At 57.6% G+C, this 25,074-nt stretch carries 24 protein-coding genes; 15 read left to right on the top strand and 9 right to left on the bottom strand.

Features of this window, described 5'->3' with window-relative positions; translation table 11 throughout:
• Positions 1–2 precede the first annotated feature (2 nt).
• The 4 genes from JJO78_RS16530 to JJO78_RS16515 all read right to left on the bottom strand — a co-directional run bounded on the left by JJO78_RS16530 (position 3) and on the right by JJO78_RS16515 (position 4,077).
• On the bottom strand, positions 3–797 hold the full coding sequence (locus JJO78_RS16530) for a substrate-binding periplasmic protein (RefSeq protein ID WP_127401025.1): 795 nt from the start codon (positions 795–797) through the stop codon (positions 3–5).
• 191 nt (positions 798–988) lie between these two features.
• Entirely contained in the window at positions 989–2,176 is a 1,188-nt protein-coding gene (locus tag JJO78_RS16525) for an iron-containing alcohol dehydrogenase (RefSeq protein ID WP_041333110.1), read from the bottom strand.
• On the bottom strand, positions 2,176–2,721 hold the full coding sequence (locus JJO78_RS16520) for a hypothetical protein (RefSeq protein WP_007154360.1): 546 nt from the start codon (positions 2,719–2,721) through the stop codon (positions 2,176–2,178). The genes JJO78_RS16525 and JJO78_RS16520 overlap by 1 nt, the downstream gene beginning before the upstream one ends.
• A gap of 75 nt (positions 2,722–2,796) precedes the next feature.
• Positions 2,797–4,077 carry a M48 family metalloprotease gene (locus JJO78_RS16515; protein ID WP_075196936.1) on the bottom strand — a complete coding sequence of 427 codons (1,281 nt, stop codon included), beginning with the start codon at positions 4,075–4,077 and terminating at the stop codon, positions 2,797–2,799.
• 201 nt (positions 4,078–4,278) lie between these two features.
• On the opposite strand from JJO78_RS16515, the gene JJO78_RS16510 reads away from it, so the two are divergent.
• From JJO78_RS16510 to JJO78_RS16480, 7 genes are all read left to right on the top strand, one after another.
• The gene (locus JJO78_RS16510) at positions 4,279–5,040 is read left to right on the top strand and encodes a DUF599 domain-containing protein (RefSeq protein ID WP_036208375.1); all 762 of its coding nucleotides are present in this window, start codon (positions 4,279–4,281) and stop codon (positions 5,038–5,040) included.
• An 18-nt stretch (positions 5,041–5,058) separates the two neighbouring features.
• The gene (locus JJO78_RS16505) at positions 5,059–5,529 is read left to right on the top strand and encodes a PaaI family thioesterase (protein WP_041333114.1); all 471 of its coding nucleotides are present in this window, start codon (positions 5,059–5,061) and stop codon (positions 5,527–5,529) included.
• Positions 5,526–5,960 carry a PaaI family thioesterase gene (locus tag JJO78_RS16500; protein WP_007154356.1) on the top strand — a complete coding sequence of 145 codons (435 nt, stop codon included), beginning with the start codon at positions 5,526–5,528 and terminating at the stop codon, positions 5,958–5,960. Before JJO78_RS16505 ends, JJO78_RS16500 begins: the two co-directional genes overlap by 4 nt.
• Positions 5,961–6,334: 374 nt before the next feature.
• Positions 6,335–8,227 (top strand): molecular chaperone HtpG, encoded by a 1,893-nt coding sequence (htpG, locus tag JJO78_RS16495; RefSeq protein WP_075196898.1) that lies wholly within the window; start codon positions 6,335–6,337, stop codon positions 8,225–8,227.
• Between the two features lie 9 nt (positions 8,228–8,236).
• Positions 8,237–8,455, top strand: coding sequence for a DUF2835 domain-containing protein (locus tag JJO78_RS16490; RefSeq protein ID WP_036208369.1), 219 nt, complete (start codon positions 8,237–8,239; stop codon positions 8,453–8,455).
• A 76-nt stretch (positions 8,456–8,531) separates the two neighbouring features.
• Entirely contained in the window at positions 8,532–9,497 is a 966-nt protein-coding gene (locus JJO78_RS16485; protein ID WP_036208366.1) for a tRNA dihydrouridine synthase, read from the top strand.
• 109 nt (positions 9,498–9,606) lie between these two features.
• Positions 9,607–10,572: an MBL fold metallo-hydrolase gene (locus JJO78_RS16480; protein WP_036208364.1), complete on the top strand. Its 966-nt coding sequence runs from the start codon at positions 9,607–9,609 to the stop codon at positions 10,570–10,572.
• Positions 10,573–10,593: 21 nt separating this feature from the next.
• On the opposite strand, the gene JJO78_RS16475 is transcribed toward JJO78_RS16480, so the two are convergent.
• Positions 10,594–11,610, bottom strand: a complete 1,017-nt coding sequence (locus JJO78_RS16475) for a class I fructose-bisphosphate aldolase (RefSeq protein WP_269400024.1) — start codon at positions 11,608–11,610, stop codon at positions 10,594–10,596.
• 284 nt (positions 11,611–11,894) lie between these two features.
• On the opposite strand from JJO78_RS16475, the gene katG reads away from it, so the two are divergent.
• On the top strand, positions 11,895–14,108 hold the full coding sequence (katG, locus tag JJO78_RS16470) for a catalase/peroxidase HPI (protein WP_075196896.1): 2,214 nt from the start codon (positions 11,895–11,897) through the stop codon (positions 14,106–14,108).
• Between the two features lie 92 nt (positions 14,109–14,200).
• Here katG and JJO78_RS16465 read toward each other — a convergent pair whose 3' ends face one another.
• A complete protein-coding gene (locus tag JJO78_RS16465) occupies positions 14,201–15,166 on the bottom strand; it encodes a zinc-binding metallopeptidase family protein (RefSeq protein WP_041333119.1) in 966 nt (321 codons plus the stop codon).
• Positions 15,167–15,303: 137 nt separating this feature from the next.
• Between JJO78_RS16465 and JJO78_RS16460 the strand changes: the two genes are divergently transcribed.
• Together JJO78_RS16460 and JJO78_RS16455 are read left to right on the top strand one after the other, a co-directional pair.
• A complete protein-coding gene (locus JJO78_RS16460; RefSeq protein ID WP_126812940.1) occupies positions 15,304–15,717 on the top strand; it encodes a MarR family winged helix-turn-helix transcriptional regulator in 414 nt (137 codons plus the stop codon).
• 40 nt (positions 15,718–15,757) lie between these two features.
• Positions 15,758–16,636 carry an alpha/beta hydrolase family protein gene (locus tag JJO78_RS16455; RefSeq protein ID WP_269400023.1) on the top strand — a complete coding sequence of 293 codons (879 nt, stop codon included), beginning with the start codon at positions 15,758–15,760 and terminating at the stop codon, positions 16,634–16,636.
• Positions 16,637–16,666: 30 nt separating this feature from the next.
• On the opposite strand, the gene JJO78_RS16450 is transcribed toward JJO78_RS16455, so the two are convergent.
• On the bottom strand, positions 16,667–17,959 hold the full coding sequence (locus JJO78_RS16450; RefSeq protein ID WP_151981957.1) for a cation:proton antiporter: 1,293 nt from the start codon (positions 17,957–17,959) through the stop codon (positions 16,667–16,669).
• A 310-nt stretch (positions 17,960–18,269) separates the two neighbouring features.
• Between JJO78_RS16450 and JJO78_RS16445 the strand changes: the two genes are divergently transcribed.
• The gene (locus tag JJO78_RS16445; protein WP_269400022.1) at positions 18,270–19,415 is read left to right on the top strand and encodes an arylamine N-acetyltransferase family protein; all 1,146 of its coding nucleotides are present in this window, start codon (positions 18,270–18,272) and stop codon (positions 19,413–19,415) included.
• Positions 19,416–19,432: 17 nt separating this feature from the next.
• Here JJO78_RS16445 and JJO78_RS16440 read toward each other — a convergent pair whose 3' ends face one another.
• Positions 19,433–20,128: an aspartate/glutamate racemase family protein gene (locus JJO78_RS16440; protein WP_036208346.1), complete on the bottom strand. Its 696-nt coding sequence runs from the start codon at positions 20,126–20,128 to the stop codon at positions 19,433–19,435.
• Positions 20,129–20,262: 134 nt separating this feature from the next.
• On the opposite strand from JJO78_RS16440, the gene JJO78_RS16435 reads away from it, so the two are divergent.
• The 4 genes from JJO78_RS16435 (at position 20,263) to JJO78_RS16420 (ending at position 24,247) form a co-directional block, all read left to right on the top strand.
• The gene (locus JJO78_RS16435) at positions 20,263–21,177 is read left to right on the top strand and encodes a pirin family protein (RefSeq protein ID WP_269400021.1); all 915 of its coding nucleotides are present in this window, start codon (positions 20,263–20,265) and stop codon (positions 21,175–21,177) included.
• A gap of 92 nt (positions 21,178–21,269) precedes the next feature.
• Positions 21,270–22,301: an AraC family transcriptional regulator gene (locus JJO78_RS16430; RefSeq protein WP_091641978.1), complete on the top strand. Its 1,032-nt coding sequence runs from the start codon at positions 21,270–21,272 to the stop codon at positions 22,299–22,301.
• A gap of 153 nt (positions 22,302–22,454) precedes the next feature.
• Complete coding sequence (locus tag JJO78_RS16425) at positions 22,455–23,528, top strand: class I SAM-dependent methyltransferase (RefSeq protein WP_269400020.1); 1,074 nt, start codon at positions 22,455–22,457, stop codon at positions 23,526–23,528.
• Positions 23,529–23,653: 125 nt separating this feature from the next.
• Positions 23,654–24,247 carry a LysE family translocator gene (locus JJO78_RS16420; protein WP_091641981.1) on the top strand — a complete coding sequence of 198 codons (594 nt, stop codon included), beginning with the start codon at positions 23,654–23,656 and terminating at the stop codon, positions 24,245–24,247.
• On the opposite strand, the gene JJO78_RS16415 is transcribed toward JJO78_RS16420, so the two are convergent.
• Positions 24,206–25,072 carry an AraC family transcriptional regulator gene (locus JJO78_RS16415; RefSeq protein WP_269400019.1) on the bottom strand — a complete coding sequence of 289 codons (867 nt, stop codon included), beginning with the start codon at positions 25,070–25,072 and terminating at the stop codon, positions 24,206–24,208. The genes JJO78_RS16420 and JJO78_RS16415 overlap by 42 nt on opposite strands.
• Positions 25,073–25,074: the final 2 nt, after the last annotated feature.

The raw sequence follows: 25,074 nt of genomic DNA, 5'->3' as shown, positions 1-25,074 counted from the left end.
AGTTAACGGTAGTTGGAGAGAATTTCATCCAGTCTGCCGTTTTCCCGGAGGGCTTGGAGTTCCCGGTTAAACGCGTTGGCAAAAGGTGCCCACTCCTTCCGGAGCATCAGTCGGAAACCGTATTCGCTGAGCTTGGTCGAGGTAGTGGTGAACTCTCTCTGGAGCCCCTCGTTCCTCAGGATCCACTTGCCAACCAGGCGATCTGCGATCGCGGCGTCGAGATCTTCGCCATGGAGAACGTACAGGAACATGTCCCGGTCCTTGGAGACGTCAAAGCGCCTGATGTCTCCTGACTCAAAGTACGGTTCCAATGCGGGGTAATGGTAACCGAGGTGGGTTACCAGGGTTTTCGAAAGCAGATCCTCAGGCACTTCAAACTGAAACGCTGAGTCTTTCGGCACAAACAGGACTTCTTCAATATTCACCACGGGATCTGTGAAGACAAAATCCTCGGGGTTGTCAGTCCATTCCTTCGCCCGGGTGGTGCCGTCTATGTAGCCGTCCATCAGCATCTGATCGACCCGTTTGCGGGGAATTTTTTCGGCGACAACGCGATAATCCAACTGCTTAGCCACCAGGACAACCACGTCCCACATGATGCCGGACTGTTTGTCGCCTTCTGTGATCAGGTAAGGGGGGTAGCCATTCGGCGAGACGTTAAATCGGAATACGCGCTCTGCGTCCTGTGAGGGAGCTTCCTCGTTAGCGAATGCGGTTGCGCCGCAGAGGGACGTAAACAGGAGTGCCAGTGACGCAATAGAGATCAGGATGTGCCGACTGGATGAGTCTTTGCGCATAGATGCGAGGCTCTGTTTCAAGGAGATATTCTAATCCGGCTACATCCCTGCCAGCTACTGCGGAATTGTCACTGTTTATCCTGTCAATTTCAATGACATGATTTGAATGTTTTTGTAGCGTTGAGTGTCGGCCTGTATTCCCTGAAGGGCCTGAAACACCCGGCCTGAGCCGGGTGCCGGGCGTTACCCGATCAGGCCCAGGCGCGCTTCAGAACCGCGCGAGCATCTTCGAGGCTAACCTCTTTCGGATTGAACATCATGGCGCCGTCGTCCATGGCCATTTCGGCGATGGTATCAAGCTGGTGTTCCTCAACGCTGCCTGTTTCCTTGAGAGTGCGGGGCAGTTTGCAGCGTTTGTGGAGCTCGTCTCGCAGCTTGCGCAGGGCTGATATGCTGGCTTCCGCGCGGCGGCTGGCCGGTGTGGCGGAATAGACATCAGGCCCCTCGAGGTAGAGCAGTAACTCGCCTAGCGGTGCCCGGATCGACTCGAGGTTGTACTCCAGTACGTAAGGCAGGTACAGGCTCATACACAAACCATGGGGCAGGTGGCAGATGGCGCCGGTGGCGTGCCCGAGGGCGTGAACCAGTCCCACCATGGAGTTCGAGAAGGCGATCCCGGCCATGGTCGAGGCCTGCGCCAGCTCCAGTCGGCCATCGCTGTCCTTCGGGTTATCCATGACCTGCAACAGCGAGGTGCTGATCTTTTTAACTGCCGCTGTGGCATAGGCATCACTAAGCGGGTTCTTGGCCATGCAGGTAAAGGCTTCCGTGGCATGGGTCATGGCGTCCATGGCGGTGGCAGCCGTGATGTGGGGAGGCAGTGTCAGTGTCATCCTGGGGTCGATCACGGCCGCATTGGGCAGCAGGAATGACGAAGTGAAGGGGAGTTTCACCGATTTGGTTGTGTCAGTGATGACGGCTACCGACGTTACCTCCGAGCCTGTACCGGCGGTGGTAGGAACCACCAGGAACGGTTTCAGGGGATGTTTGATCACCCCCGCGCCACTGTAGGCGGCGATGTCATCTCCGCCTTCTGACACCAGAATGTTCACGGCCTTGGCGGTATCGATGGCAGAGCCACCACCCACCGCAATGATGGAGTCGCATTTCTCGCTACGATAGATGCCAGCAATGTCCCTGACCACGTCGGTGGACGAATCCGGCGGTACATCGTCGTAGATGCTGATAATTTCCAGCCCGCTTTCCTCGCAGGCCGCGACTACCGGGTCCAGAAGGCCGGCGGCCCTGACACCCTTGTCGGTTACGATCATCGGGCGCTTGGCGGCGAGGCCGGTGAGCTCGTAAGGAATATGCTCAAGAGCCGCTTTGCCGGCGATGACTTTGACCGGGCAGAAAAACTCGTAATATTGGTTCGTCATTATGCTCTTACCGTCTCGACAAAATGGGTTGCAACCTTGAGGTAGATACGGGCTGCGCTGAGGAGTTTCTCAGGCAGGTGAAGGTTTGAGGGGTATTCCTTTACCGCACGTTTCGCCACCAGCTTGGGCAGGATGAAGGTTTCAAGCCGATTGAGGACGCGGGTCATGCGAATGGCATAACTGATATCGCCATCCACCAGCATGCGGTCATTGGCGAACGCCACCGAGGTTTTCTCCTGGAACGAGAGCACCAGGAAGGCGTGAGCGATGTGCTTGAACTGAATGGACAGGTCCACCGGGCGAGGTGCGGAGTCCCCATGGTAATGAAAGCGGCCATTCCCGGTGTGTTCAACAATGAGTCGCGACCCGTCTGGCATCACCATCATTTCAAACAGGAAGCCATCGGGCAGGGCCCGGGCTTCCTTTTGCACCGCGGAATCAATTTCACTGACAGCCTGGAGCGCGCGCCCCATCACCTGGAACATCAGCTCCACATAAAGCCGCCGGGCCTGGAACACCATCGGCTGGATACGTTTCGCAAGCATGGCAATCGTCCGATTGTTGTTTAAGTACATCGATTTTTAGAGTTATTGCTCTAAAAGTCAATGCGGACGATGACGTCAGTTCTGCGTCAGTTGGGCCAGCTTGCGTTTTGCTTCCTCGGCCACCTCACCGCCGGCCTCTGCTGCGGTGCTGTAATACTGGATGGCTTCCTGGCGTTTACCCTGCTTGACAGCGACATCACCCAGCCGCAGGTAGGCGATTGATGTCGGCACAACCTGATTGGCCTGGCTCAGGTGTTCGCGGGCTTTGTCATAATTGTTCAGCTCCAGGGCATTCAGGCCGCTGTGAAGCTGGTAAGTGAACATCTCCGGATACAACGACGTGGCCTTGTCGAAGTCTGCGGCGGCTTTATCAAGGTTTTCTTTGGCCCGGTAGATGCGCCCACGAAGTGAGTAGAAAGCGGCTTCTTCCGGTTCTACCTTGATGGCCTCATTCACTTTGGCGAGTGCTTCGTCCAGCTTGTCGTTGCTGGCCAGTTTCATGGCTTCGTCATAGGCATCGTAAGCAGGCTGGCGGCTGCGCAGGAACGACAGCTTCTTCTCGTAGGTTTCTTCGCCGCGATAGCCGCCCGCGCCAATTTTATTGACCAGTTCCTGGTTTTCACGAACGCGTTTCTGTGACGGCGGGTGAGTGGCGAACATGCCTTCAATGAAACTTGTGTCACGGTCCTCAGAGAGCCGCACAAACACTTCCTGCAACTCCACCGCTGCCTGTGGGTCGTATCCGGCGGCTTTCATGTAACGAATGCCGTAGTGGTCGGACTCCAGCTCATCACCCTGGCTGTATTGGGCGAGTGCGAGTTGCGCCCCCATGGCCGCGCCGCCCATGATCAGGCCGGCCCATTCGTTATCAGAGAGGGCAAAACCCAACCCCGCCACGCCTGCGCTGATCAGCATGCCTTGCTGCATGCGCTGGACACTGTGGCGAGCGGCGGCGTGAACAATTTCATGGCCAAGGACTGATGCCAGCTGGGCTTCATCTTCCAACTCCATCAACAAGCCACGGTTGATGGCAATCTTGCCACCCGGGAGCGCCCAGGCATTGGGCACACTGCTGTTCAACACCACGAACTCGTAGGGCAGGTCGGGCCGATCACTGACCTTTGCCAGCTTCTGGCCTACCTGGCTGACGTACAGATTCAATTCCGGGTCGAGATAGAACTGGCCGCCCTGGGTTTGCTGAGTGGGCTTGTACTGCTCACTGCCAATGGAGAGTTCCTGGCTCTCGGGAATCAATGACAGCTGCTTTTCGCCGGTTACCGGGTTGACTGAACAACCGGCGAGGAAGGCCACCAGCACAAAAACGGAAAGATGTCGAAAGCCTTTGTGAACGTTCACGATAAACTCCTTGTTTGAATACCTGGGCAGACCCTGGCAGATATCCGCGGTCGCCATTGCTGGGCATTGGGATGTTTATACCATATCCCTGTGAGCGCCTGTGATACTACCCGTAAGAGCTTGTTGTGTGGAGGCTTTGTCGGCTTTGCGGTATGATCAAAGACTCCAATTCCCGTTTTATACCGCATCCGGAACGACTTCATGAGCAACTATCTGGAACTCATTGCCCTGGTCTGGTTTTTGATCTGCTGGCTGGGCTATTCCGAGTATTCCAGGCGCAAAGCCAATGATCGACCCTGCCTCTCCAACACTCTCGACCTTTATCGTGAAGACTGGATGCGCGTGATGCTTCGCCGGGATAACCGTATATCCGACGCCTCCGTGGTGGGTAACCTTGAGCGCAACGGTGCCTTTTTCGCGTCCAGTTGCCTGTTGATCCTGGCCGGTATCATCACGGCGCTGGGTTACACCCAAGAGGTCATGGAAGTGTTCAGTACCATGCCGTTTGGCACCTTGCCCAGCCGGGAAATCTGGGAAATGCGGATGGTCGTGTTGATGGTGATCTTCATCTACGCGTTCTTCAAGTTCACCTGGTCCATGCGGATGTACAACTTCGTCTCCGTGCTGATCGGCAGCGCACCGCTGACAACCGATACCAAGGCAAGTCCTGCTGCCCGGGAAGCCTTTGCAAAGAGCGCCGGAAGGGTTTGCAATCTTGCGGGCGATGCCTTCAACCTTGGGTTGCGCTCTTACTATTACGCATTGGCCGTGGTTTCCTGGTTTATCCACCCGCTGGTATTCATGGGTGCCTCTACCTTGATCGTCATCGTTCTGTACCGTCGGGAGTTCCGTTCTACCGCGCTGAGGGCGCTGCGAGACGGCAAGGTGTTCGAGGAGCCGCTGCCAAAGTCGGACACTGAGAAAGACTCCGGTAAAGAATCGGATAAAGAAACCCAACACTGACGTGATGAGCCGAACGTTATGAAAGACTCCATTGGGATGGATCGGGTGCGCCGGTTTATCGACACCCTGAACCAGGGGCGAGAACTGGGTTTGACGGTAACCGCGGTAAAAAATGGGCAGTTGACGCTGTGCCTGCCGTACAGTGACCGTATCATCGGTAACCCGGACACGGGAGTGATCCACGGTGGCGCCATCACGACATTGATGGATACGGCGTCTGGCTCCGCGACCCTGTGCGCCCTGGACGAATTCGAGCTATGCCCGACCCTGGACCTGCGAGTGGACTACATGCGCCCGGCCGAGCCCCGTAAACCGGTATATGCTCGGGCGGAAGCCTACAAGGTTACCCGCAACATTATTTTTACCCGTTGCGAGGCCTTCCAGGACCCCGGTGAGACCATCGCGAACTGCGTGGGCACCTTCATGCGGATCGGCAGGGAAGCAACCCCGAAATCCTTCCGCGATCTGATTACCGGAGGCGAAGAATGACCAACCCGGAAATCCTCCGCTATACCCAGGAAACCGGTGACTTCTCCCGCATGCTGGAAAGTATCCCTTACGCCCGGTTTATCGGCCTGGAGTGTGATCGCTATGGCGATGACCTGATCTTCCGCCTGCCGAAGAAGGAAGAAAACCTGGGCAATCCGATACTGCCGGCCATCCATGGCGGGGTGATTGGTGGCTTCATGGAGCTTTCTGCGTTGATTTACCTGATGATGTCCCAGGAAACCCTGCGCATGCCCCGCATTGTGGATTTTTCCCTGGATTACCTGCGTGCCGGCCTCGACCGCGAGACCTTTGCGGAATGTCAACTCACCCGCCAGGGCAACCGCGTAGCCAATGTGATGATCACTGCCTGGCAGAAGTCCCGCTCCCAGCCCATCGCGACCGCACGGGCGCACTTTCTTCTGGAAGACTGAATTCGTTGGATCGGGGTTGAAATGCCCCGGTCTAGCCCCATTTCTGGTTCTAACAACTCAGGCACTGGTGCAGGCAAGCAGTTGAGGATGGGCTTACGAAACACGCCTCGAGACGTCCCTGTGCGGCTCGGGCTCCGCCATCCATGGCTCCGCACGGTTTCGTAAGCCCATCCTCAACTGCTCGCCCGGGCTCCGTGCCAGAATCAGTATTACTCAATAGTCGGGTGGCGTGGGTTTGAAGCCCTGTCCAAAACCGTGCGGAGCCATGGATGGCGGAGCCGAGCGTACATGGACGTATTCACAGCGTGTTTTGGACAGGGCTTCGAACCCGCGCCGCTCCACCGAAGCAAACACAGCAGGAGACAAAACAAGCCATGACGGTTGAATCGCAAAAAGAGACCCTGGGTTTTCAGACCGAAGTTAAGCAGCTGCTTAACCTGATGATCCACTCCCTGTACTCCAACAAGGAAATTTTCCTTCGTGAGTTGATTTCCAACGCGTCGGATGCGGAAGACAAACTGCGTTTCGCTGCATTGAAAGACGACAGCCTGTTCGAGGGCGACCCGGAACTGAAAATCCGCCTCGACTTCGATGCAGAAAAGAACACCGTCACGCTGAGCGACAACGGTATTGGCATGAACCGGGACGATGTTATCCAGAACCTGGGCACCATCGCCAAGTCCGGCACTGCGGAGTTTCTCAAGCAGCTTTCCGGTGATGAGAAGAAGGACAGCAAGCTGATCGGTCAGTTTGGTGTCGGCTTCTATTCCTCATTCATCGTGGCCGATTCCGTGGAAGTGTTTACCCGCCGCGCCGGTGCACCGGTGGAAGAGGGCGTTCATTGGCAGTCTGCGGGTGATGGCCAGTTCACCATTGAGAATGTGGACCTGAACGAGCGCGGCACGCAGATCGTCCTGCACCTGAAGGATGACGCCAAGGAATTTGCCGACGGTTTCCGTCTGCGCAACCTGGTGAAGAAGTACTCCGACCACATTTCTTTCCCGGTGGTGATGAAGTCCGAATCTGAAGAAGAGGGTGAAAAGGGCGAGTATGAGACGGTCAACGACGCCACCGCCCTGTGGACGCTGTCTCGCAGTGAGATCAAGGACGAGGAGTACAAGGAGTTTTACAAGCACATTGCCCACGATTTCGAAGACCCGCTGACCTGGTCGCACAATAAGGTGGAAGGCAAGCTCGATTACACCAGCCTGCTGTATGTGCCTGGGCGTGCGCCGTTTGACCTGTATAACCGGGAAGCGCCCCGCGGCCTGAAGCTGTACGTGCAGCGCGTGTTCATCATGGACGACGCAGAGCAGTTCCTGCCGTTGTACCTGCGCTTCACCAAGGGTGTGATCGATTCCAACGACCTGTCACTGAACGTCTCCCGTGAGATCCTGCAGAACGACAGCACCGTTGAAAGCATCCGTACAGCGGTGACCAAGCGGGTTCTGGATATGCTGTCCAAGCTGTCCAAGAAAGAGCCGGAGCAGTACCAGAAGTTCTGGAATGAATTTGGCACTGTGCTGAAGGAAGGCCCGGCGGAAGACTTCAGTAACCGCGAGAAAATCGGCGGCCTGCTGCGCTTTGCGTCCACCCATACCGGTGAGCAGGCGCAGACCGTGTCTCTGGATGAGTACATCGGCCGTATGAAGGAAGGCCAGAGCAAGATTTACTACATCACCGCCGACAACTTCATGGCCGCCAAGAGCAGTCCGCACCTGGAAGTGTTCCGCAAGAAAGGCATCGAGGTGCTGATCCTCTCTGACCGCATCGATGAGTGGATGATGGGCTACCTGAACGAGTACGACGGCAAACAGTTCCAGGACGTTGCCCGTGGTGATCTCGACCTTGGCGAAGTGGAAACTGAGGAAGACAAGAAGCACAAGGAAGAGGCTGCCGAGGAACACAAGAACCTGCTGGAGCGCATCAAGACCGCACTGGATGACCGGGTGCAGGAAGTGCGGGTAACCAACCGCCTGACTGATTCACCGGCCTGCCTGGTGGTTGGCGACTTCGATATGGGCGCGCAGATGAAGAAAATCATGGAAGCGGCGGGCCAGAAAGTGCCCGACAGCAAGCCGATTTTCGAGATCAACGTTGAGCATCCGCTGGTTCAGCGCCTTGAGAACGAGCAGGGCGAGGACCGCTTCAAGGAGCTGTCTGCCGTATTGCTGGACCAGGCCACATTGGCCAGTGGTGAACAACTGCAGGACCCGGGCGCGTATGTAAGCCGCCTGAACCGCCTGCTGCTTGAGCTTGCCAACTAAGGCCGCCTGATGCAGCAGATTATCGTGGACGTCGATATCAGCCCTGATGAGTGGATCAAGCTCTATCAGGGTTCGGCGACGGACGTCCACACCAGGGCCCGGGACGGGCGTTCCGTCCGCTTCCCGGCCCGTATTCTCTCCCGCTTTTACCTTCGTGACGGCGTCCAGGGCAGTTTCCGTATCCTGTTTGATGACCAGGGCAAGTTCGTCAGCGTGGAACGCTTGTAATTCCGGCCTACCAACGCCCTTAAAAGTTCTCTACAATTCCCACCCGTTTATTCCTTGATCAATTCGTGGAGCCCCAATGCGAATAATCCTTGCCCCAATGGAAGGGCTGGTTGATGCACCCATTCGAGAGACACTGACAGCCGTTGGTGGCATCGACCGGTGCGTAACGGAATTTATTCGCGTGACTCAGGGCATGCTGCCGCCCCGTATTTTCTACAAGTACGCCCCGGAACTGCACAACGGCTGCGAAACCCAGGTTGGCGTGCCGGTGGCCGTTCAACTGTTGGGCTCGGACCCCGTCCAGATGGGCCGGCATGGCGCCAAGGCGGTGGAGCTGGGCGCCACACAGGTTGATATCAATTTCGGTTGCCCCGCCAAGACTGTGAACAAGCACAAGGGTGGCTGTGTGCTCATGCGCGAGCCCGAATTGATGCAGCAGATTACGGAAGCGGTTCGTGCCGCCGTACCTGCCCATGTGCCGGTGACCGCGAAAATGCGTCTGGGGTACGATGACCGTTCCATGGGCGTTGCCTGTGGCCAGGCGCTGGAAGCGGCCGGCGCGTCCGAAATCGTGGTTCACGCCCGCAGTAAGGTGGATGGATACAAGCCGCCGGCTTACTGGGAAGATGTGGCCCGAGTCAGGGAAGCGGTTAATGCCCATGTGATCGCCAATGGCGAGATCTGGACCGTGGCGGATTACTGGCGCTGCCGGGAGGTCTCTGGCTGTGACGATGTGATGATTGGTCGTGGGCTGATCGCCCGACCGGATCTGGCACGGCGGATTCGTGCCAGTCAACGTAAGGAGTCGGTGGCGGATATGACCTGGCCCGAGGTGGTCAGGCTGGTAGAGGGCTACGCCGTTGCGCTGCAGGAACGCCTTGAAGACAGGTTCGTGACCGGCCGTATCAAACAATGGCTGAACTATCTGCGTGGCGGCTACGCGGAGGCCCAGTGGCTGTGGCCTGAAGCCAGAAAGATCCGTGACGTGGCACCCATGCTGGCTTGCCTGCGACAGCCCGTCCCGGTGACTGAAGCTGCATAGATCTGTTCACGTTTACTGCTCCGGAATTCCATTCTCCAGCTACACTGCTATGAAGTGACGCATCCATCGTATTGGTTACGGTACCGCCAAAAACCGTGGAGAGGGAGAAATGAACAACGCCTGCAAGAGCCTGGTTGCTGCCTTTCTGGCAAGCACCGTATCGCTGTCGGCTGCCGCCGACTCCGTCAAGGTCACCCCGCTTGGGAGCCATGATGGCGAATTCTGCGCCATGGACCGGGCGCTCATCTTTGAAGACCCCAATGGCACCCGTATTCTCTATGACGCCGGTCGAACCGTTGCGGGTGCCGATGATCCCCGATTAGGCAACATTGATGTGGTGCTGGTCTCCCACGTTCATGGCGACCATGTGGGGGATCGCCATATCCGCGACGTCAATCAGGGTAGCTGTGGTGGGCCGGAGGTTCCGGTGGTGGTGCTTCCCGAGTCCAATTCCGTGAACATCACCGCCGCCAAGAAGGCAAAGATCGTAACGGGTAGCGAAATGCCGGCGTTTTTCGCCAGCAAGCTCAAAAGCGTTGAGGGTAATCCAGAGGATTCACTGCTGGTGAGGTTCGGGGCTGAACGGGTGGTGGGCGGTGTGGCCATCACGACCGTGCCCGCCGTGCACAGTAACGGCCTGTCGCCGAGCTTTCTCACCGGCCCGCTGGCGGAATACCTGAAAGCGGCGGGCGTCGGCGCCAGTGTCGGACCGCCCACCGGCTACGTGCTCACGTTCACCAATGGCCTGGTGGTGTACCTGTCCGGCGATACCGGTATCACCGCTGAGCAGAAACTGGTTGTCAAAGACCACTACGGCGCCAGCCTTGTGGTTCTCAACATCGGTGACACCTACACCACGGGCCCGGAAGAGGCGGCCTACGTGGTAAATGACCTGATCACGCCAAACGCGGTGATCGCGTCCCACGCCAATGAGGCCGCCACACAGGATGGCATGGTCCGGGACGGAACGCGCACCAAACAGTTCATCAGCCTGTCCTCAATGCCCGTTCACGTTCCTCTTAGTGGCAAAACCATGAGCTTTGATGGTACTGCCCACTGCACCGACGGTTGTTGAAAGGAAGGCTGGCCGTAGCGGTCAGCCTTCCATTTCTGATGAGTATTGCCCCAGGGTGGCCAGGCTGTTCAACTTGGCACGTTTAACCATTGCGGCCTGGGCAGCTTCGCGGTTGGAGGAAATACCTGCCCAGGCTTTCTGGGTCGGCTCCTGCAGTGCCCGCCCGTAGGAAAAGCTGAGTGTCCAGGGCAGGGGCGGGCCACTGTTCATGGCGTTCAGGTTCAGGGTCGCTTCCGCCGGGGTCTGGCCACCGGACAGGAAGTTGATACCAGGCACCGCTGCCGGCACCACACGCCGGAACACTCCCAAGGTGTGTTTTGCCACGTCCTCTGGGCTTGCCTTCTGGCCATTGGCGTTGCCAGGCGTCACCATGCTGGGTTTGAGGATCATGGTCTCAAGCTCAACACGATGGCGTCGCAGGGCCTGAAATACCTCGTTGATAACGGCCTCGTTCACCTCCGCGCTTCGCTCGATGCTATGGTTGCCATCGATCAGCACTTCGGGTTCCACAATGGGCACCACGCCGCAGGACTGGCAGATGGCGGCATAGCGTGCCAAGACCTCGGCATTTGCCTCGATGGCAGCGCGACTGGGGTTGGTATCGGTGATGTGGTAAACGTTCCGCCACTTGGCAAACCGCGCACCGAGTTGTTTGTAGTCTTCAAGCCGTTGGGCTAGCCCATCCAGGCCCTCGGTAATCTCATCACCGGGTGCATTAATCATCGGGCCCTTGCCCTTATCCACCTTAATGCCGGGCACAATGCCCTGTTTTGCCGCCACAGAGGGTAGGCTGGCGCCATCGTCCGCGTGCTGTCGCAGGGTTTCCTCGAACAGGATCACACCACTGACGTACTCTCCCAGCCCCGGCGCAGCGAGAATCAGGTTGCGGTAGTGTCGTCGGTTTTCTTCGGTGGATTCCACACCAACCGCCTTGAACCGTTTGGCGATGGTTGGGTTGCTCTCGTCCGCCGCCAGAATGCCCTTACCTTCGCAGACCAGTTCACGGATGGTGCTTTCAAGCTGTTCCTGAGTGTTCATCCAAAACTCCCGTCGCTATGCCAGTGAACGTTTAAAACTCTGGTTTCAAACCCCGAGTGTTCAGTATAGATCTTCAGCAAGCAGATCACAGTTATCAACCGGTAACTCGCGGGAGATATGGTGATAAACAAAAACTATTACATTGGTACGAAAAAACAACCTGAACTAATAGTGAAAAATGGGAGTACATTGACTAGATTGGTAGCTGATTGGTTCAGTTTGTCAGTGCAACAACGATCAATGAAACAGTGAAATAGATGGTAGCAACCCACGGAGAGAGTGATATGAGCGGAAACGAAGGTAAATGCCCGGTTATGCACGGGGCCCGCACAAAGCTGCAGGACGAGGGGCCGGGTGTCAACGATTGGTGGCCGAACCAGCTGAACCTGGGTATTTTGCACCAGCACAACCCCAAGTCGAACCCGTTGGGGGAAGACTTCAACTACGCCGAAGAATTCAAGAAACTTGACCTGCCTGCGGTCAAAAAAGACATCGAAGCCGTATTGAAAGATTCACAGGACTGGTGGCCTGCAGATTACGGCCATTACGGTCCGTTCATGATCCGTATGGCATGGCACAGCGCCGGTACCTATCGAACCGGTGATGGCCGCGGTGGTGCCGGCACCGGCAACCAGCGTTTCGCGCCCATCAACAGCTGGCCTGACAATGGCAACCTGGACAAGGCTCGCCGCCTGCTATGGCCTGTCAAACAGAAGTATGGCAACAAGCTGTCCTGGGCCGACCTGTTTATCCTGACTGGCAACGTGTCCCTTGAGTCCATGGGCTTCAAGACCTTTGGTTTTGCCGGTGGTCGTGAGGACATTTTCCAGCCCGAGGAAGACATTTACTGGGGTGCGGAAAGGGAATGGCTGGCCACCAGCGACAAGCCGAACAGCCGTTATTCCGGTGATCGCGATCTGGAAAACCCCCTGGCTGCGGTACAGATGGGGTTGATCTACGTGAATCCGGAAGGCCCGGATGGGAACCCGGACCCGCTGGCATCGGCTCGTGACATTCGCGAGACCTTTGCTCGCATGGCGATGAATGACTATGAAACAGCAGCCCTGACTGCTGGCGGTCACACCTTTGGTAAGACCCACGGGGCCGGTGATCCCGACAAAGTTGGCCCAGAACCGGAAGCAGCGCCGATCGAAGAGATGGGCCTGGGCTGGAAGAGCAGCCATGGCAGCGGCAAGGGCCGTGATGCTATCACCAGTGGTCTCGAGGGCGCCTGGACGCCCAGCCCCACCCAGTGGGACATGAGCTATTTTGACGTGCTGTTTGGCTACGAGTGGGAACTGACCAAGAGCCCGGCCGGCGCCCAGCAGTGGCGGCCGAAAGGATTGACCGAGAAAGACATGGCGCCTGATGCGGAAGATCCGTCCAAGCGCGTGGGAATCATGATGTCCACCGCCGATATGGCGATGAAGCAGGACCCGGAATACCGCAAGATCTGCGAGCACTTCCATAAGAACCCGGAAGAGTTTGCGGACGCCTTTGCTCGCGCCTGGTTCAAGCTGACGCACCGCGATATGGGCCCGAAAGCCCGCTATCTCGGCCCGGAAGTGCCGGCAGAAGACCTGATCTGGCAGGACCCGGTGCCAGCGGTCGATCACGAACTGATCAATGCCCAGGACATTGCTGACCTTAAGAGCAAGATCCTGGGAGCGGGCCTGTCGGTCTCCGAGCTGGTTTACACCGCATGGTCTGCCGCGTCGACGTTCCGTGGCTCCGATCTGCGCGGTGGGGCCAACGGCGCCCGCATCCGCCTGGCTCCCCAGAAAGACTGGGAAGTAAACGAGCCACAGCAACTGGCGAAGGTGCTGCAGGCGCTTGAAGGCATCCAGAAGTCCTTTAACGATGCCCAGTCGGGCAACAAGAAGGTTTCCCTGGCTGACCTGATCGTGCTCGGCGGTAATGCCGCGGTTGAGAAGGCCGCCAAGGATGCAGGCCACAGCATCGACGTGCCGTTCTCACCGGGACGCACCGATGCAACCGATGACCAGACGGACGTTGAAGCCTTTGACTGGCTCAAGCCCGAAGCGGACGGCTTCCGCAACTATCGCCGCGCGGCGTTCACCGTTTCCGACGAGGAAATGTTGATCGACAAGGCGCAGTTGCTGAACCTGAGCGCACCGCAGATGACGGTACTGGTAGGTGGCTTGCGGGTACTGGGTGCCAATTACAAGCAATCGAAGCACGGTGTATTGACCAACTCGCCGGGCAAACTCACGAACGATTTCTTCGTGAACCTGACCGACCTTAACACCGAGTGGAAGCCAACATCGGCTGACGCGGACGTGTTTGAAGGGCGCGATCGCAAAACCGGCGACGTGAAGTGGACCGGTACGCGTGTGGACCTGATCTTCGGTTCCAACTCGCAGCTTCGCGCGGTGTCTGAGGTGTATGCCCAGGCAGACGCGAAGGAGAAGTTCGTCAAGGACTTTGTCACCGCCTGGAACAAGGTGATGAACGCGGATCGCTTCGATCTGTCGTGATTGAATGCCCGCACCAAAGTGCGGGCATTTCGATAGTAAAACGGCGTTTCAATGAAAGTTGAAACGCCGTTTTTTTATGCAAGTTCTGCTATTCAGAGCCCCTGGGCACCCCTGCGAAGCCAGTCATGCACAAACGCCAGCTTGTGGCGCGCGAAATCCGACAGAACAAAGGGGTACAGGTCAGACAGACCCATTGATCGGTTTACATGGTTCACGCCCATGGCGATGGACGCGGCGATATGGATCAAACGCTGGGCGTCTGGTTCTGAATAGGGATCCCAGTTCGGACCTGGCACTTCCGGAGAGGTTAAACCGGAGGCCACAAAGCTGTCGGTCAGGTCCGTCAGGTGTAACAGATGCGCCGCGGTTTCCGCCCAGTCTTCATGGGGATGGGCCGAGGCATAGCTGGTGAGGTAGAACTTTTTCCAGTCCTGCGGCGGGCCGTTCTCATAGTGGTGCTGAAGCGCGCCCGGGTAGCTGATGCGCTCGTCACCAAACATTGCGCGGAAGGCATCCAGGAAGTCCTCACGCAGGCTCAGACGCCACCAGAGCATGTGGGCAATCTCATGGCGCATGTGGCCAATCATCGTTCTGTAGGGCTCTTCCAGCGCCTCCCTGCGGGTGGTGCGCAGCACCGGGTCTGCTTCTGCGACACTGATGGTGACGACGCCCTGGGCGTGGCCCATTGGCACCGGAGTAGGGCCCTCGGCGAGCATATGGAACACCGGCCTTGCGCCGGGGTCTTCCGGGCGAAACCAGTGCCAGCGACCCAGATTATCGATCACCCAGCGTTTGGAGGCCTCGGTTTGGGCCCAGTTGGGGATGGCGTTAGCAATCGATGGGTCTGGTGCCAGCGCCGTCATTGCACAGGCGCGACAGAAAGCGCCTTGCTCCGGTGCGATCCAGTTGCAGCCAATCACGTCCCGGTTGGCGCAGAAGGGTGGCATCGGTAGAAATGCTCGCGCCTGGGGGTCGTAGGCCACAGGCGTACCGTCAGCCGTAGCAAGATTATCAAACCAGAGAGAGCCGGAACCGACGGGGTTGGCGAAAACGCGCATAAAGAAAGTCTTCCAGCGGAATGGACTTCGAGTATAGGAATTGACTGCGCCGGATGTCCAACGCTGCGTTGACGGGCTTGTCAGATATTTCACATGTGTAGTATATTTGATTCACATGTGAAGTAACTGGATGACTAATGGATAAACGGTTTTTCTATCTCCTGAACAAGGCCCGCCATCGAGTATACAAACACGCTGACCAGCGCAGCGAAGAAGCGCTGGGTATTTCGGTCACCCAGGTGGGGGCTCTGTTGCTGGTTGCGGGTGACGAGGGGTGTCTGCTGAAGGACCTGGCCCACAGCCTGCACCTGAACAGTTCCGCGCTGACGGGGCTGGCCGGGCGGATGGAGAACAAGAGCCTGTTGGAGAGACGCACCTGTGATAGGGATGGCCGTGCATCCCGCCTGTATCTCACCGATGTCGGGCGCGAGAAAATCGAGAGCGCCAAACCGCTAATCACGGAATTGAACAATCGTATGACCGAGGGTTTCAGTGACGAAGAAGTGACCGTCATCCTTAAGTTCCTCAATCATCTCGCCAACGATTTCTGACACCAGGGCAAGGTATTCGGCAAGTATCAGGAGAACTATCATGAGTGCCAGGGAGTCTTCATTACCCCCAACCAATAGAAAGGATGTGCCCGTCACAACGCCGGGTGGTCATCGAATCCAGCTTCGGGTATTTCCTGCGGCTCAGTCCAGTTCGGTCGTCATCGTAGCTGGCGCTATGGGTGTGGGGCAGCATTGCTACGAGAAATTCGCACGCTATCTGAGCAGCCAGGGCTTTACCGCGATAACCTTCGATTATTTCGGTATGGGCGCCTCCCAGAACAGCCATCTTCGGGATTGCCCGGTCAAGGTGACGGAGTGGGGGAGTGAAGACTGCCGGGCGGTTATCGACTTCGCCCGGCAGCATTACCCAGGGCAGCGTCTTCAATGGATTGGGCACAGCGTCGGCGGCCAGTTGCTGGGTATGACGCCGAACGTAAACGATCTGGATCACGCGGTTACCGTCGCCTGTGGCAGCGGCTATTGGCGTGAGAATTCACCACCTACCAAACGCATTGCCTGGTTTCTGTGGTATTTCATGGCACCTGTCAGTGTGCGGATGTTTGGCTATTTTCCCGGAAAGCGCCTGAACATCGTGGGTGACTTACCGCCCAATGTGATACGCCAGTGGCGGCAATGGTGCCTCGACCCCGAATACGCGGTGGGGAAAGAAGGCCGGGCACTGCGCGATCAGTTCGCTGCGGTAAAGGTACCCATTTCCGCCGTCGCCTTCTCTGATGACGAAATGATGTCCCGGCGGAATGTTGATTCACTGCACAGTTTCTACACTCACGCGGCTGTCACCATGCACCGAGTTAATCCGAAGGAGGTTGGCGAAAGTCGCATTGGCCATCTTGGGTGGTTCCGCGAGCAATATGAAACGTCGATCTGGCAAAACACGTTGCTGCCACTGCTTCGTTGATCGGGCAGAATGTTCACTCTGGCGGGCGCTTCAGTGCGCCGATTTTCGCGCCCGCCAGAATCGAGCGATGGTCGGTTTAACGCTTACGCCATGAACCAGGATCGACAGGGCGACCACCACCAGGGTCAGGTGAATCAACTCCAGGGCAATGTTTTCCGGTAGCCCATGTTGGATGGCGTACATCAGATAGTAGAGAGAACCAATGCCCCGCACACCGAACCAACCTGCGAGATTTCTCAACCGGATCGGCGCCTTGCTGCCGAGCAGGCCAAGGTGAACACTGATGGGGCGGGCGACGAAGAACAGAAAGGCGGCGAAACCAACCGCGCGCCAGCTCCATGAATCCCAGAACAGGGAACCGCCAATCAGCAGGACCAGAACGATTTCTGCCAGCCTCTCCAGATGTTCGTTGAATATCAGAGAGCTCTGATGCACATGGGCGATGGCCAGCGGCGCCTCGCCCGGATAGGTTTCTCCGGACGTTGCATCTGAATAGGACTGCTTAAGACCGGCCAGCTTCAGTTCGGTATGCCGCAATGCCACTGCCGCGCTGAATACCGCCAGAAATCCCCAGGCATTGACCAGCAGACTGATGCCATAGGCAAACGCAATCAGGCCCAGCCCAAGGAAACTTTCCAGAAACTCGGAGTGGGTGAACGTGGTGCGCAGTTTCTGAACCAGCCAGCCGACCAGGCAGCCGGCCACAATGCCGATGACGATTCCCGCGCCGCTGGCCCAGACAACATCAACCGCGAACCATCGCCACCCGACGTCTCCCAGATCATGCAAACCTAACAGTCCGAGCCCCAGCATCACGAAAGGAAAGGCGCTGCCGTCGTTCATTCCGGCTTCACTGGTTAGCGCAAACCGCAGCCGGTCAGGATCATCGGCATGCCGAACCTGTACTTCGGTGGCAAGCACCGGATCGGTGGGCGCCACTACGGCACCAAGCAGTACGGCTGCGCCTAGGGGCAGGGCCAGCCAGAAGTATCCAAACAGCGCCACAATACCCACGGTCAGCGACATTGACACAACCGCCAGTCTCAGGGGGTTGCGCCAGCGCCTGAAGGTCACCGGGGCGGGCATTTTAACGCCCGCGCAGTACAGCGAAATCAACACGGCTATTTCGGTCAGTAGTTCCAGCAGTGCGGATTCTTCAAGTGGGTTGAAGTGGAACAGTCCAAAGCCCATCGGGCCGACAACAAAACCGACCAGCAGGTACACAATGGCTGACGTGGCAGGCCCGTTTTTGATATAGGACGCCGTAAAGCCCACTAACAGAAGAAGGGCGCCCAGTAATAGAAACCAGGTAGCAGTGGTCATAGGTAACTCAGTAAGAGAGTGGTGAAGTAAAGGCCTCGCGGTAATCGAGATTCCTAACGATGCGCTCTTATCTGGAATTCTGCCAGCGGAAAGCCCCGAGTTTCCTATACGGTTCAGTAATTACCGATGCGGTCGCGGGTATCGGTGAATCGGGGGCTTGACCTAAACTAAGGTTTAGGTCTTATCGTCCATAACCACATCCACAATACAGCGAGGAGACCAATATCATGAGTCAGGACATTGAGGTGGGCGTTATCTATGGCAGCATCCGTGAGGCCCGGCGTAACAACCCTTATGGGGAGGTAACGGCATGAATACAGCGGTTAAGGAAGAGTCTATTTCCCTGAACGGAGCACGTGTTCTGGTGTTGGGGCGTTCCGAGGCGGTCCTGGAAGCGGTGCTGGGTGAACTCACGGCCCTGGGTATCGATGCCCAGGGCACGGCTGAGCCTGAGAAGGCAACGGAGCGTTACGACGCCCGGAATTATGATCTCATCGCTCTTGGGCGGGGTCTTCTTGGTGAAGCCGGCCAGTCCCTCAAAGCACAGTTCCGGGAGCGCAACGCCGATGTGCGCTTCCTGGATACCTACGCCCCCTTTGCGGTCTATGAGATTGCCACGGCTCTGGAGTGCTCGTACCCACCGAATGTGGACCTGGAGCCTTACCTGGCACGCATCGGTAGTGAGGGGCCCGTGGCACCGACCCTGGAGACTCTCAAAGAACTCCATGAGCGCCATCCGGACGCCATCCCGTTCGAGGCCATTGATGTACTGCTGGAGCGCGGCGTGAATATCGCCCCGGATGCCGTAGAAGACAAGCTGGTCCATGGCAGGCGCGGTGGTTACTGCTTTGAGCACAATGGCCTGTTCAAGAGAGTGCTTGAGGCCATCGGTTTCCACGTGGAAGGCCTTTCCGCCCGTGTACGCTGGAATGCAGCACCCGGCACCGCCCCGCAGCCATACTCTCACATGGCGCTAAGGGTTGTTGTGGACAACGTGCCGTGGCTGGTGGACGTGGGTTTTGGAGGCTGCGTACTCACGACGCCGCTCCGCATGGACACGATAGAACCCCAGGCCACTTCCCACGAGACATTCCGGCTGATCCCGTTCGGGCCGGGAATGCTGCTACAGATGTGGATAGACGAGCAATGGAAGCCCGTCTACGAGTTGTCTGGAGAACCCCGTCTGGAAGGTGACTACGAGGTTGCCAACTGGTACACCGCTGAGCACCCGGATTCACACTTCCGGAGAAACCTGATGGTGGCTCGCACCAGCACGGAGGCACGCTACACACTGCTGAATGGCCGCTATACGGTCCGTTATTCCGATGGCCGTACTCACCGGGAGGTCCTGGAGGCAGATGGTATAGAACGGGTGCTGGCGGATACATTCCAACTGCCGGTGCAACCGGACTGGCGCCCAATGATTGAGCGTGCTGCCTTGCTGACCGAGCGCTAGCATGGCCCCTGCTGAAATCAGTCCCCCGTGAGGGCCTGATTCACGGCCTGCGCTGCATGGATCGCCGTTGTGTCATACAGCGGGACGGGGGTATCGGTCTGCTTGATCAGCAGGCCGATTTCCGTGCATCCCAGGATGACCGCTTGCGCACCTTGCTCGGCCAGTGAGTTGATGACGGCCAGATACGCCTCCCGGGAAGGCGCCTGGATCTCGCCCTGGCAGAGTTCTTCGTAGATGACCCGATGAACCTCCGCCCGCTGGGGAGCATCCGGTGTGACCACCTCAATGCCAGCTGCTTCCAGGCGCTCGCGGTAGAAGGCCTGCTCCATGGTAAACCGTGTGCCCAGGAGCCCCACGCGCTGGATATTGTCCTGTGTCAGCACCTTCGCTGTGGCATCGGCAATGTGAAGCAGGGGGATGTTGATAGCCTCTTCAATCTCCGGCGCTACTTTGTGCATGGTGTTGGTGCCGATCATCAGAAAATCCGCTCCCGCGTTCTCCAGGGAAAGCGCTGCGCCGGAAAGAATTCTGGCGGTTGCCGGCCAGTCTCCCTGGTGTTGAAGCGCTTCAATTTCCGCGAAGTCCACGCTATAGAGCACCAGCTTTGCGGAATGCAATCCGCCCAGACGTGATTTCACGCCCTCATTGATCAGCCGGTAATAGGTTTGAGTGGATTCCCAACTCATACCGCCAAGAAGGCCAATGGTTTTCATAAAACGCTCCCTGTTCTAACAATGGTAGACACGATGAGACTAACAAATACGTCCGTAGCTGTATTGGATAGTTGAACATCTCAGGTATTCGGGGCAATGTGGAACTTCCCGAACATACGCATAGGAGCGGTGCCGTGAGTAATGTATTGGAGTCTGCCGAACAACGTTGCGACGCTATCGAGGCACCCTGCAGTGCAATTCAAACCATACTGAGCCCTCGCATCACGGATCTCGGTGGGTTTTCCGTGCGCCGCCTGCTACCGACTGCAAAACAGAAAATGGTTGGCCCCTGGATCTTTTTTGATGAAATGGGGCCGGCGGATTTTCCGGCGGGGCAGGGCATCAATGTGCGCCCGCATCCGCACATTGGCTTAGCAACCGTGACCTACCTGTTCGAGGGCGAGATTCTCCATCGGGATTCCATCGGCAGCCTCCAGCCCATCCGCCCCGGCGACATTAACCTGATGGTGGCCGGCCGTGGCATCACCCATTCTGAACGTGAACGCCCCAGCATCACAGTAGAGGATCACCGGCTGCATGGCCTGCAGCTCTGGCTGGCGCTGCCGGAAGACCACGAGGAGACAGAGCCAGCTTTCCATCATTATCCAAGTGACGATATCCCGGCGATCACCATCCAGGATGTCCCGGTACGGGTTATGATCGGTAGCGCCTATGGTGTGGTTTCGCCGGTGCGACAATTCAGCGACACCCTATATCTGGAAGCCTCCCTCAAGGCCGGGCAGACACTCGAGCTGCCCGATGCCCCCGAACGTGCTGTTTACGTGGCCCAGGGCGGCCTGACGGCTCATGGCTCCGAACTGCCAGCGCACAGTATGACTGTGTTTGCTCGTGAACCGGGTGTATCCGTCACCGCTACGGAAGACACCCGCATCGCGGTGATCGGCGGTGAACCGGTAGGCCGCCGGTTTATCGAATGGAACTTTGTATCGTCCCGGAAAGAACGAATCGAGCAGGCCAAGGACGATTGGCGGGCAGGGCGGTTTGATAAGGTGGTTGGGGATGAGACGGAGTTCATTCCTTACGAATAAAGCGCTTTCCTGTTCGGGTTATGGTTGAATGAAATTTGACCAGATAGGCAGTCGCGTGTCTGTGAAACAGGATTGCGGTCGGAGCAACTGTCATGAGCGAGGATGTGCTTTCCGGATTGCTTCGTCGTATTCGCCTGCGGGGAGCACTGTTCTTCCATGTTGAATGTGCAGGTACCTGGGTGATCGAGGCGCCCGCCTCGGTCTTGATTTCTGGCACCGTCCTGCCGGCCTCTGAGCACCTGATGGAATACCATGTTGTGCTGCATGGCACCTGTTGGGCAGGCATAACGGGGGAGCCATCGTTTGAAATGAACGCCGGGGATGTCATTCTCTTTCCCCATGGTGATGCCCATGTGATGTCCTGTGCTCCCGGACTCCGGGCGGAGCCCGACCTTCCATTCCTGATTGCAAATCTCAAACGGCGTGCCGGCTTACCGTTTATGGTGCACCAGCAGGACAACAAACGCGTGCGTCCGGCCACTCCTCATGACGAAACCGACATATCCCAGCCAGTTGCCACGCTGTTGTGCGGCTTTCTGGGATGCGATCTCGGCCCCTTCAATCCTTTGCTCACGTCATTACCACGGATTATCCATGCTCGGGCCAGCGAGTTGTCTGAAAACAGCTGGACCGGCCAGTTGGCCAGGCTTGCGCAAGCCGAATCTGGCGCGAGACGGCCTGGTGGTGAAGCCGTTCTGGAACGGATGAGTGAAATGATGTTTGTGGATCTTATCCGGCTTTACCTGAGCACGATGCCGAAAACGCAGACCGGATGGCTCGCGGCCTTGAAGGATCGGCACCTGAGCCGGGTTCTCAGCCTGATGCACAGCCAGCCGGCGGAAGCCTGGACCCTGGAAAAGCTCTCGAGTCATGCCGGCCTTTCGCGTTCGGCGCTGCAGGAGCGTTTCGTTGAACTGATTGGGCGGCCACCCATGCAGTATCTTCGATGCTGGCGGATGCAGGTGGCGTCCAACCTATTGGTTGAGAGTAACGCCAAGCTGGCCACCATCGCCCATAAAGTGGGTTACGAATCGGAAGAAGCGTTCAGTCGCTCGTTCAAGCGTGCCGTTGGACAAGCCCCGGCGACCTGGCGCCGGGAGAGGTCGTTCCATGAACTCCGGTAGATCAGTCATGCTTGCCGGGCGGAGGATCATTTTGCCCGAACCGGAATACCTCCACTATGGTCATGTGAGCTGCGTGCCCGGTTTTACTCAGGGAAGAGAGTAGGTTCGTCGCCACGACAACCTCATACCTCCACGAAATCCGGGAGAACGATCATGGAAGCAACTCAAGTTTTTGATGAAAACAAACTCAATGCCTTTGTCGGGCAGGTTCTTGGAGACCTTGGTGGCGCCTACAGCGCCGCCCTGGTCAAGATGGGTGATCGGCTAGGCCTGTATCGGGAGCTACAAAGTGGCGGGCCGGCAACCTCGTTTGAGCTCGCCGAGAGAACCGGCTATTCCGAGCGCTATCTACGGGAATGGCTGGCCCATCAGGCGGCCTCGACTTACCTGGACTACAACCAGGCAACCAGGCGTTTCCGATTGCCTCCGGAGCAGGCGATGGTATTCGCAGATGAGAACAGCCCGGTTTATATGATCGGGGGCTTCGAAAATGCCTTTACTACGTTCGAGAACGAACCAAAGGTGCGCGCTGCGTTCCGCACAGGTGAAGGCGTTGCCTGGGGTGACCAGGCTCAATGTATGTTCTGTGCCGTTGCCAAGTTCTTTCGCCCAGGCTACGTGCACAACCTGGTTCAGAGCTGGTTGCCCGCCCTGGACGGTGTGGTAGAGAAGCTGCAGCGCGGAGCCAGGGTTGCCGATCTTGGCTGCGGCCATGGCCACTCCACCCTGTTGATGGCAGCGGCGTTTCCCAACTCGACGTTTGTGGGGTTCGACTTCCATGGGGGCTCCATTGACGCTGCCAATGCACACCGTGAAGAACACGGCCTTGACCCCGGCCGAGTGCGCTTTGAACAGGCGACGGCGAGTGATTTCGAGGAAGGCGATTTCGATCTGGTAACCTGTTTTGATGCCCTGCACGACATGGGAGACCCAGCGGGTACGGCCGCCCATGTGTTCGAAAAACTCAAACCGGATGGCACCTGGATGGTGGTTGAACCAATGGCCGCCGACGAACTCAGTGATAACTTCAACCCGGTTGGACGGCTGTTCTACGCAGCATCCACCAGTATCTGTGTGCCCACAGCCCTGGCACAGAAGACCGGTCTCGCGCTCGGCGCTCAGGCGGGAGAGCGAAAGCTGACGGAAGTAATCAAAGAAGGCGGTTTCCAAAAGGTTCGCAGAGCGGCGGAAACTCCGTTCAACATTGTTCTGGAAGCGCGCGCCTGAACTCGGTGCATGAGGTTCCAGGGGAAATATCGCCTGGAACCTCTTCGCGAACCGCAATTTTGTTCAATACCCGCTTCGGTGTTCGGGGCAAACTCCGCTCATAACCTGAACGGAGAATACCATCCATGAGCCTTTCCCTGATTCTGCCCATGTCCGCGTTTGCGTTGGCGGCGTCCATTTCCCCGGGGCCGGTCAACCTTGTTTGTCTGAGCAGTGGCACCCGCTATCCGGTTTCCCGGGGGCTGATCTTCGTAACCGGGGCAACCCTGGGCTTCATCGCACTGTTCGTTGCCGTGGGGCTGGGGCTCTATTCGCTGCTGACCATGGTGCCGATGCTGGAGACGTTGTTGCGATGGGGCGGTGTCGCATTCCTGCTTTATCTGAGTATAAAGCTGGCCATGGACAGCGGTCAGCTACCGGAAAAAGGTGTTGATAAGGCGCCGGGCTTCGGTACCGGGGCAATCATGCAGTGGCTGAACCCCAAAGCCTGGCTGGCCTCGGCGTCTGGCATCGGCGCCTATACCAGCGCCAACGACTTGAACCAGATCCTGTTGTTTGCGTCGCTCTACCTGCCGATTTGTTGGTTGTCCCTGGCGTGCTGGGTGTATGCGGGGGCTTTCCTGCGGCGATACGTGCAGCGGCCTGCGGTGCTGGTGACCATCAACCGGACTTTGGCTTTATTGCTTGCGATCAGTTGCCTGTATCTGGTGACTGGTTGAGGACTGTCGATACTGATTCGGCGTTGCCGCCATCAGCCGTTTGAACGTGCGCTGGAAATGAGGCTGGTCGGCGAAGCCTGCGTTCAGTGCCGCCTCGGCGATAGGGGTGCCGTTGGCGAGCTCAAGGCGCCCTAGCTGGATGCGGCGGTTGAGAAGATAGGCGTGGGGCGTAAGCCCGAAATATTGACGGAACGCCCGGATCAGGTGGCCAGCGCTGTAACCGGAAATTTCACAGAGCGTATCCAGCGATACGTCTTCTGCCATGTGGTTGTCCAGATAGCGCGCCAACTCAGTCAGGGTATCCGGCGCCTTTGGTTGCTGAACCACCGGTTGCCGGGCCAACTCATGCATCAGGTCTGACAGGAACTCCACCACTTCGGTCTGCTTGTCGAGAAGGTCACGCTGAGCATCCAGAAGACACTCTGCCATGCGGCAGTAGCGTTCATACCAGATGGGCTCCGAGAGGGTTGCAGTGGCAATGTCCTGCCAGTGTGGGGTTGGCAGCAGCCCGGCCCGAAACCGCAGATCCGTCAGCCATCCGGTATCCACATACAGCATCAGGTAGGCCCGGGGCTGGTTGTCGATGGGATTGCAGGAATGAACCCACTCCGGGTTCATCAGTACCAGATCACCAGCGCGAACATGGAAAAGATCCTCCCGATACTGATAGGTGCTTTCGCCGCCGGTAATAGCGCCAATGGACCATTGCGTATGGCTGTGAGGGGCATAACAGACTTGGCGTCCGTCGCTGACCTTGCGTAATTCCACATGGGGCAGTCGGGCATCGCGCCAGAAAATGGGTTTACTCACGGTGGTGTTGGTCATGC

Origin of the sequence: Marinobacter sp. DS40M6, assembly GCF_028581595.1 — a bacterium.
Taxonomy (GTDB): domain Bacteria; phylum Pseudomonadota; class Gammaproteobacteria; order Pseudomonadales; family Oleiphilaceae; genus Marinobacter; species Marinobacter salarius.
The sequence above is the reverse complement of the archived record's forward strand: the minus strand, read 5'-3'. Positions and strand labels throughout refer to the sequence as shown.

Excerpts from the sequence above, each read along its gene's own strand:
- JJO78_RS16530 (WP_127401025.1), bottom strand. The coding sequence starts at position 797 with ATGCGCAAAGACTCATCCAGTCGGCACATCCTGATCTCTATTGCGTCA.
- JJO78_RS16525 (WP_041333110.1), bottom strand. The coding sequence starts at position 2,176 with ATGACGAACCAATATTACGAGTTTTTCTGCCCGGTCAAAGTCATCGCC.
- JJO78_RS16520 (WP_007154360.1), bottom strand. The coding sequence starts at position 2,721 with ATGCTTGCGAAACGTATCCAGCCGATGGTGTTCCAGGCCCGGCGGCTT.
- JJO78_RS16510 (WP_036208375.1), top strand. The coding sequence starts at position 4,279 with ATGAGCAACTATCTGGAACTCATTGCCCTGGTCTGGTTTTTGATCTGC.
- JJO78_RS16505 (WP_041333114.1), top strand. The coding sequence starts at position 5,059 with ATGAAAGACTCCATTGGGATGGATCGGGTGCGCCGGTTTATCGACACC.
- JJO78_RS16500 (WP_007154356.1), top strand. The coding sequence starts at position 5,526 with ATGACCAACCCGGAAATCCTCCGCTATACCCAGGAAACCGGTGACTTC.
- htpG (WP_075196898.1), top strand. The coding sequence starts at position 6,335 with ATGACGGTTGAATCGCAAAAAGAGACCCTGGGTTTTCAGACCGAAGTT.
- JJO78_RS16490 (WP_036208369.1), top strand. The coding sequence starts at position 8,237 with ATGCAGCAGATTATCGTGGACGTCGATATCAGCCCTGATGAGTGGATC.
- JJO78_RS16485 (WP_036208366.1), top strand. The coding sequence starts at position 8,532 with ATGCGAATAATCCTTGCCCCAATGGAAGGGCTGGTTGATGCACCCATT.
- JJO78_RS16480 (WP_036208364.1), top strand. The coding sequence starts at position 9,607 with ATGAACAACGCCTGCAAGAGCCTGGTTGCTGCCTTTCTGGCAAGCACC.
- JJO78_RS16475 (WP_269400024.1), bottom strand. The coding sequence starts at position 11,610 with ATGAACACTCAGGAACAGCTTGAAAGCACCATCCGTGAACTGGTCTGC.
- katG (WP_075196896.1), top strand. The coding sequence starts at position 11,895 with ATGAGCGGAAACGAAGGTAAATGCCCGGTTATGCACGGGGCCCGCACA.
- JJO78_RS16465 (WP_041333119.1), bottom strand. The coding sequence starts at position 15,166 with ATGCGCGTTTTCGCCAACCCCGTCGGTTCCGGCTCTCTCTGGTTTGAT.
- JJO78_RS16460 (WP_126812940.1), top strand. The coding sequence starts at position 15,304 with ATGGATAAACGGTTTTTCTATCTCCTGAACAAGGCCCGCCATCGAGTA.
- JJO78_RS16455 (WP_269400023.1), top strand. The coding sequence starts at position 15,758 with ATGAGTGCCAGGGAGTCTTCATTACCCCCAACCAATAGAAAGGATGTG.
- JJO78_RS16450 (WP_151981957.1), bottom strand. The coding sequence starts at position 17,959 with ATGACCACTGCTACCTGGTTTCTATTACTGGGCGCCCTTCTTCTGTTA.
- JJO78_RS16445 (WP_269400022.1), top strand. The coding sequence starts at position 18,270 with ATGAATACAGCGGTTAAGGAAGAGTCTATTTCCCTGAACGGAGCACGT.
- JJO78_RS16440 (WP_036208346.1), bottom strand. The coding sequence starts at position 20,128 with ATGAAAACCATTGGCCTTCTTGGCGGTATGAGTTGGGAATCCACTCAA.
- JJO78_RS16430 (WP_091641978.1), top strand. The coding sequence starts at position 21,270 with ATGAGCGAGGATGTGCTTTCCGGATTGCTTCGTCGTATTCGCCTGCGG.
- JJO78_RS16425 (WP_269400020.1), top strand. The coding sequence starts at position 22,455 with ATGGAAGCAACTCAAGTTTTTGATGAAAACAAACTCAATGCCTTTGTC.
- JJO78_RS16420 (WP_091641981.1), top strand. The coding sequence starts at position 23,654 with ATGAGCCTTTCCCTGATTCTGCCCATGTCCGCGTTTGCGTTGGCGGCG.
- JJO78_RS16415 (WP_269400019.1), bottom strand. The coding sequence starts at position 25,072 with ATGACCAACACCACCGTGAGTAAACCCATTTTCTGGCGCGATGCCCGA.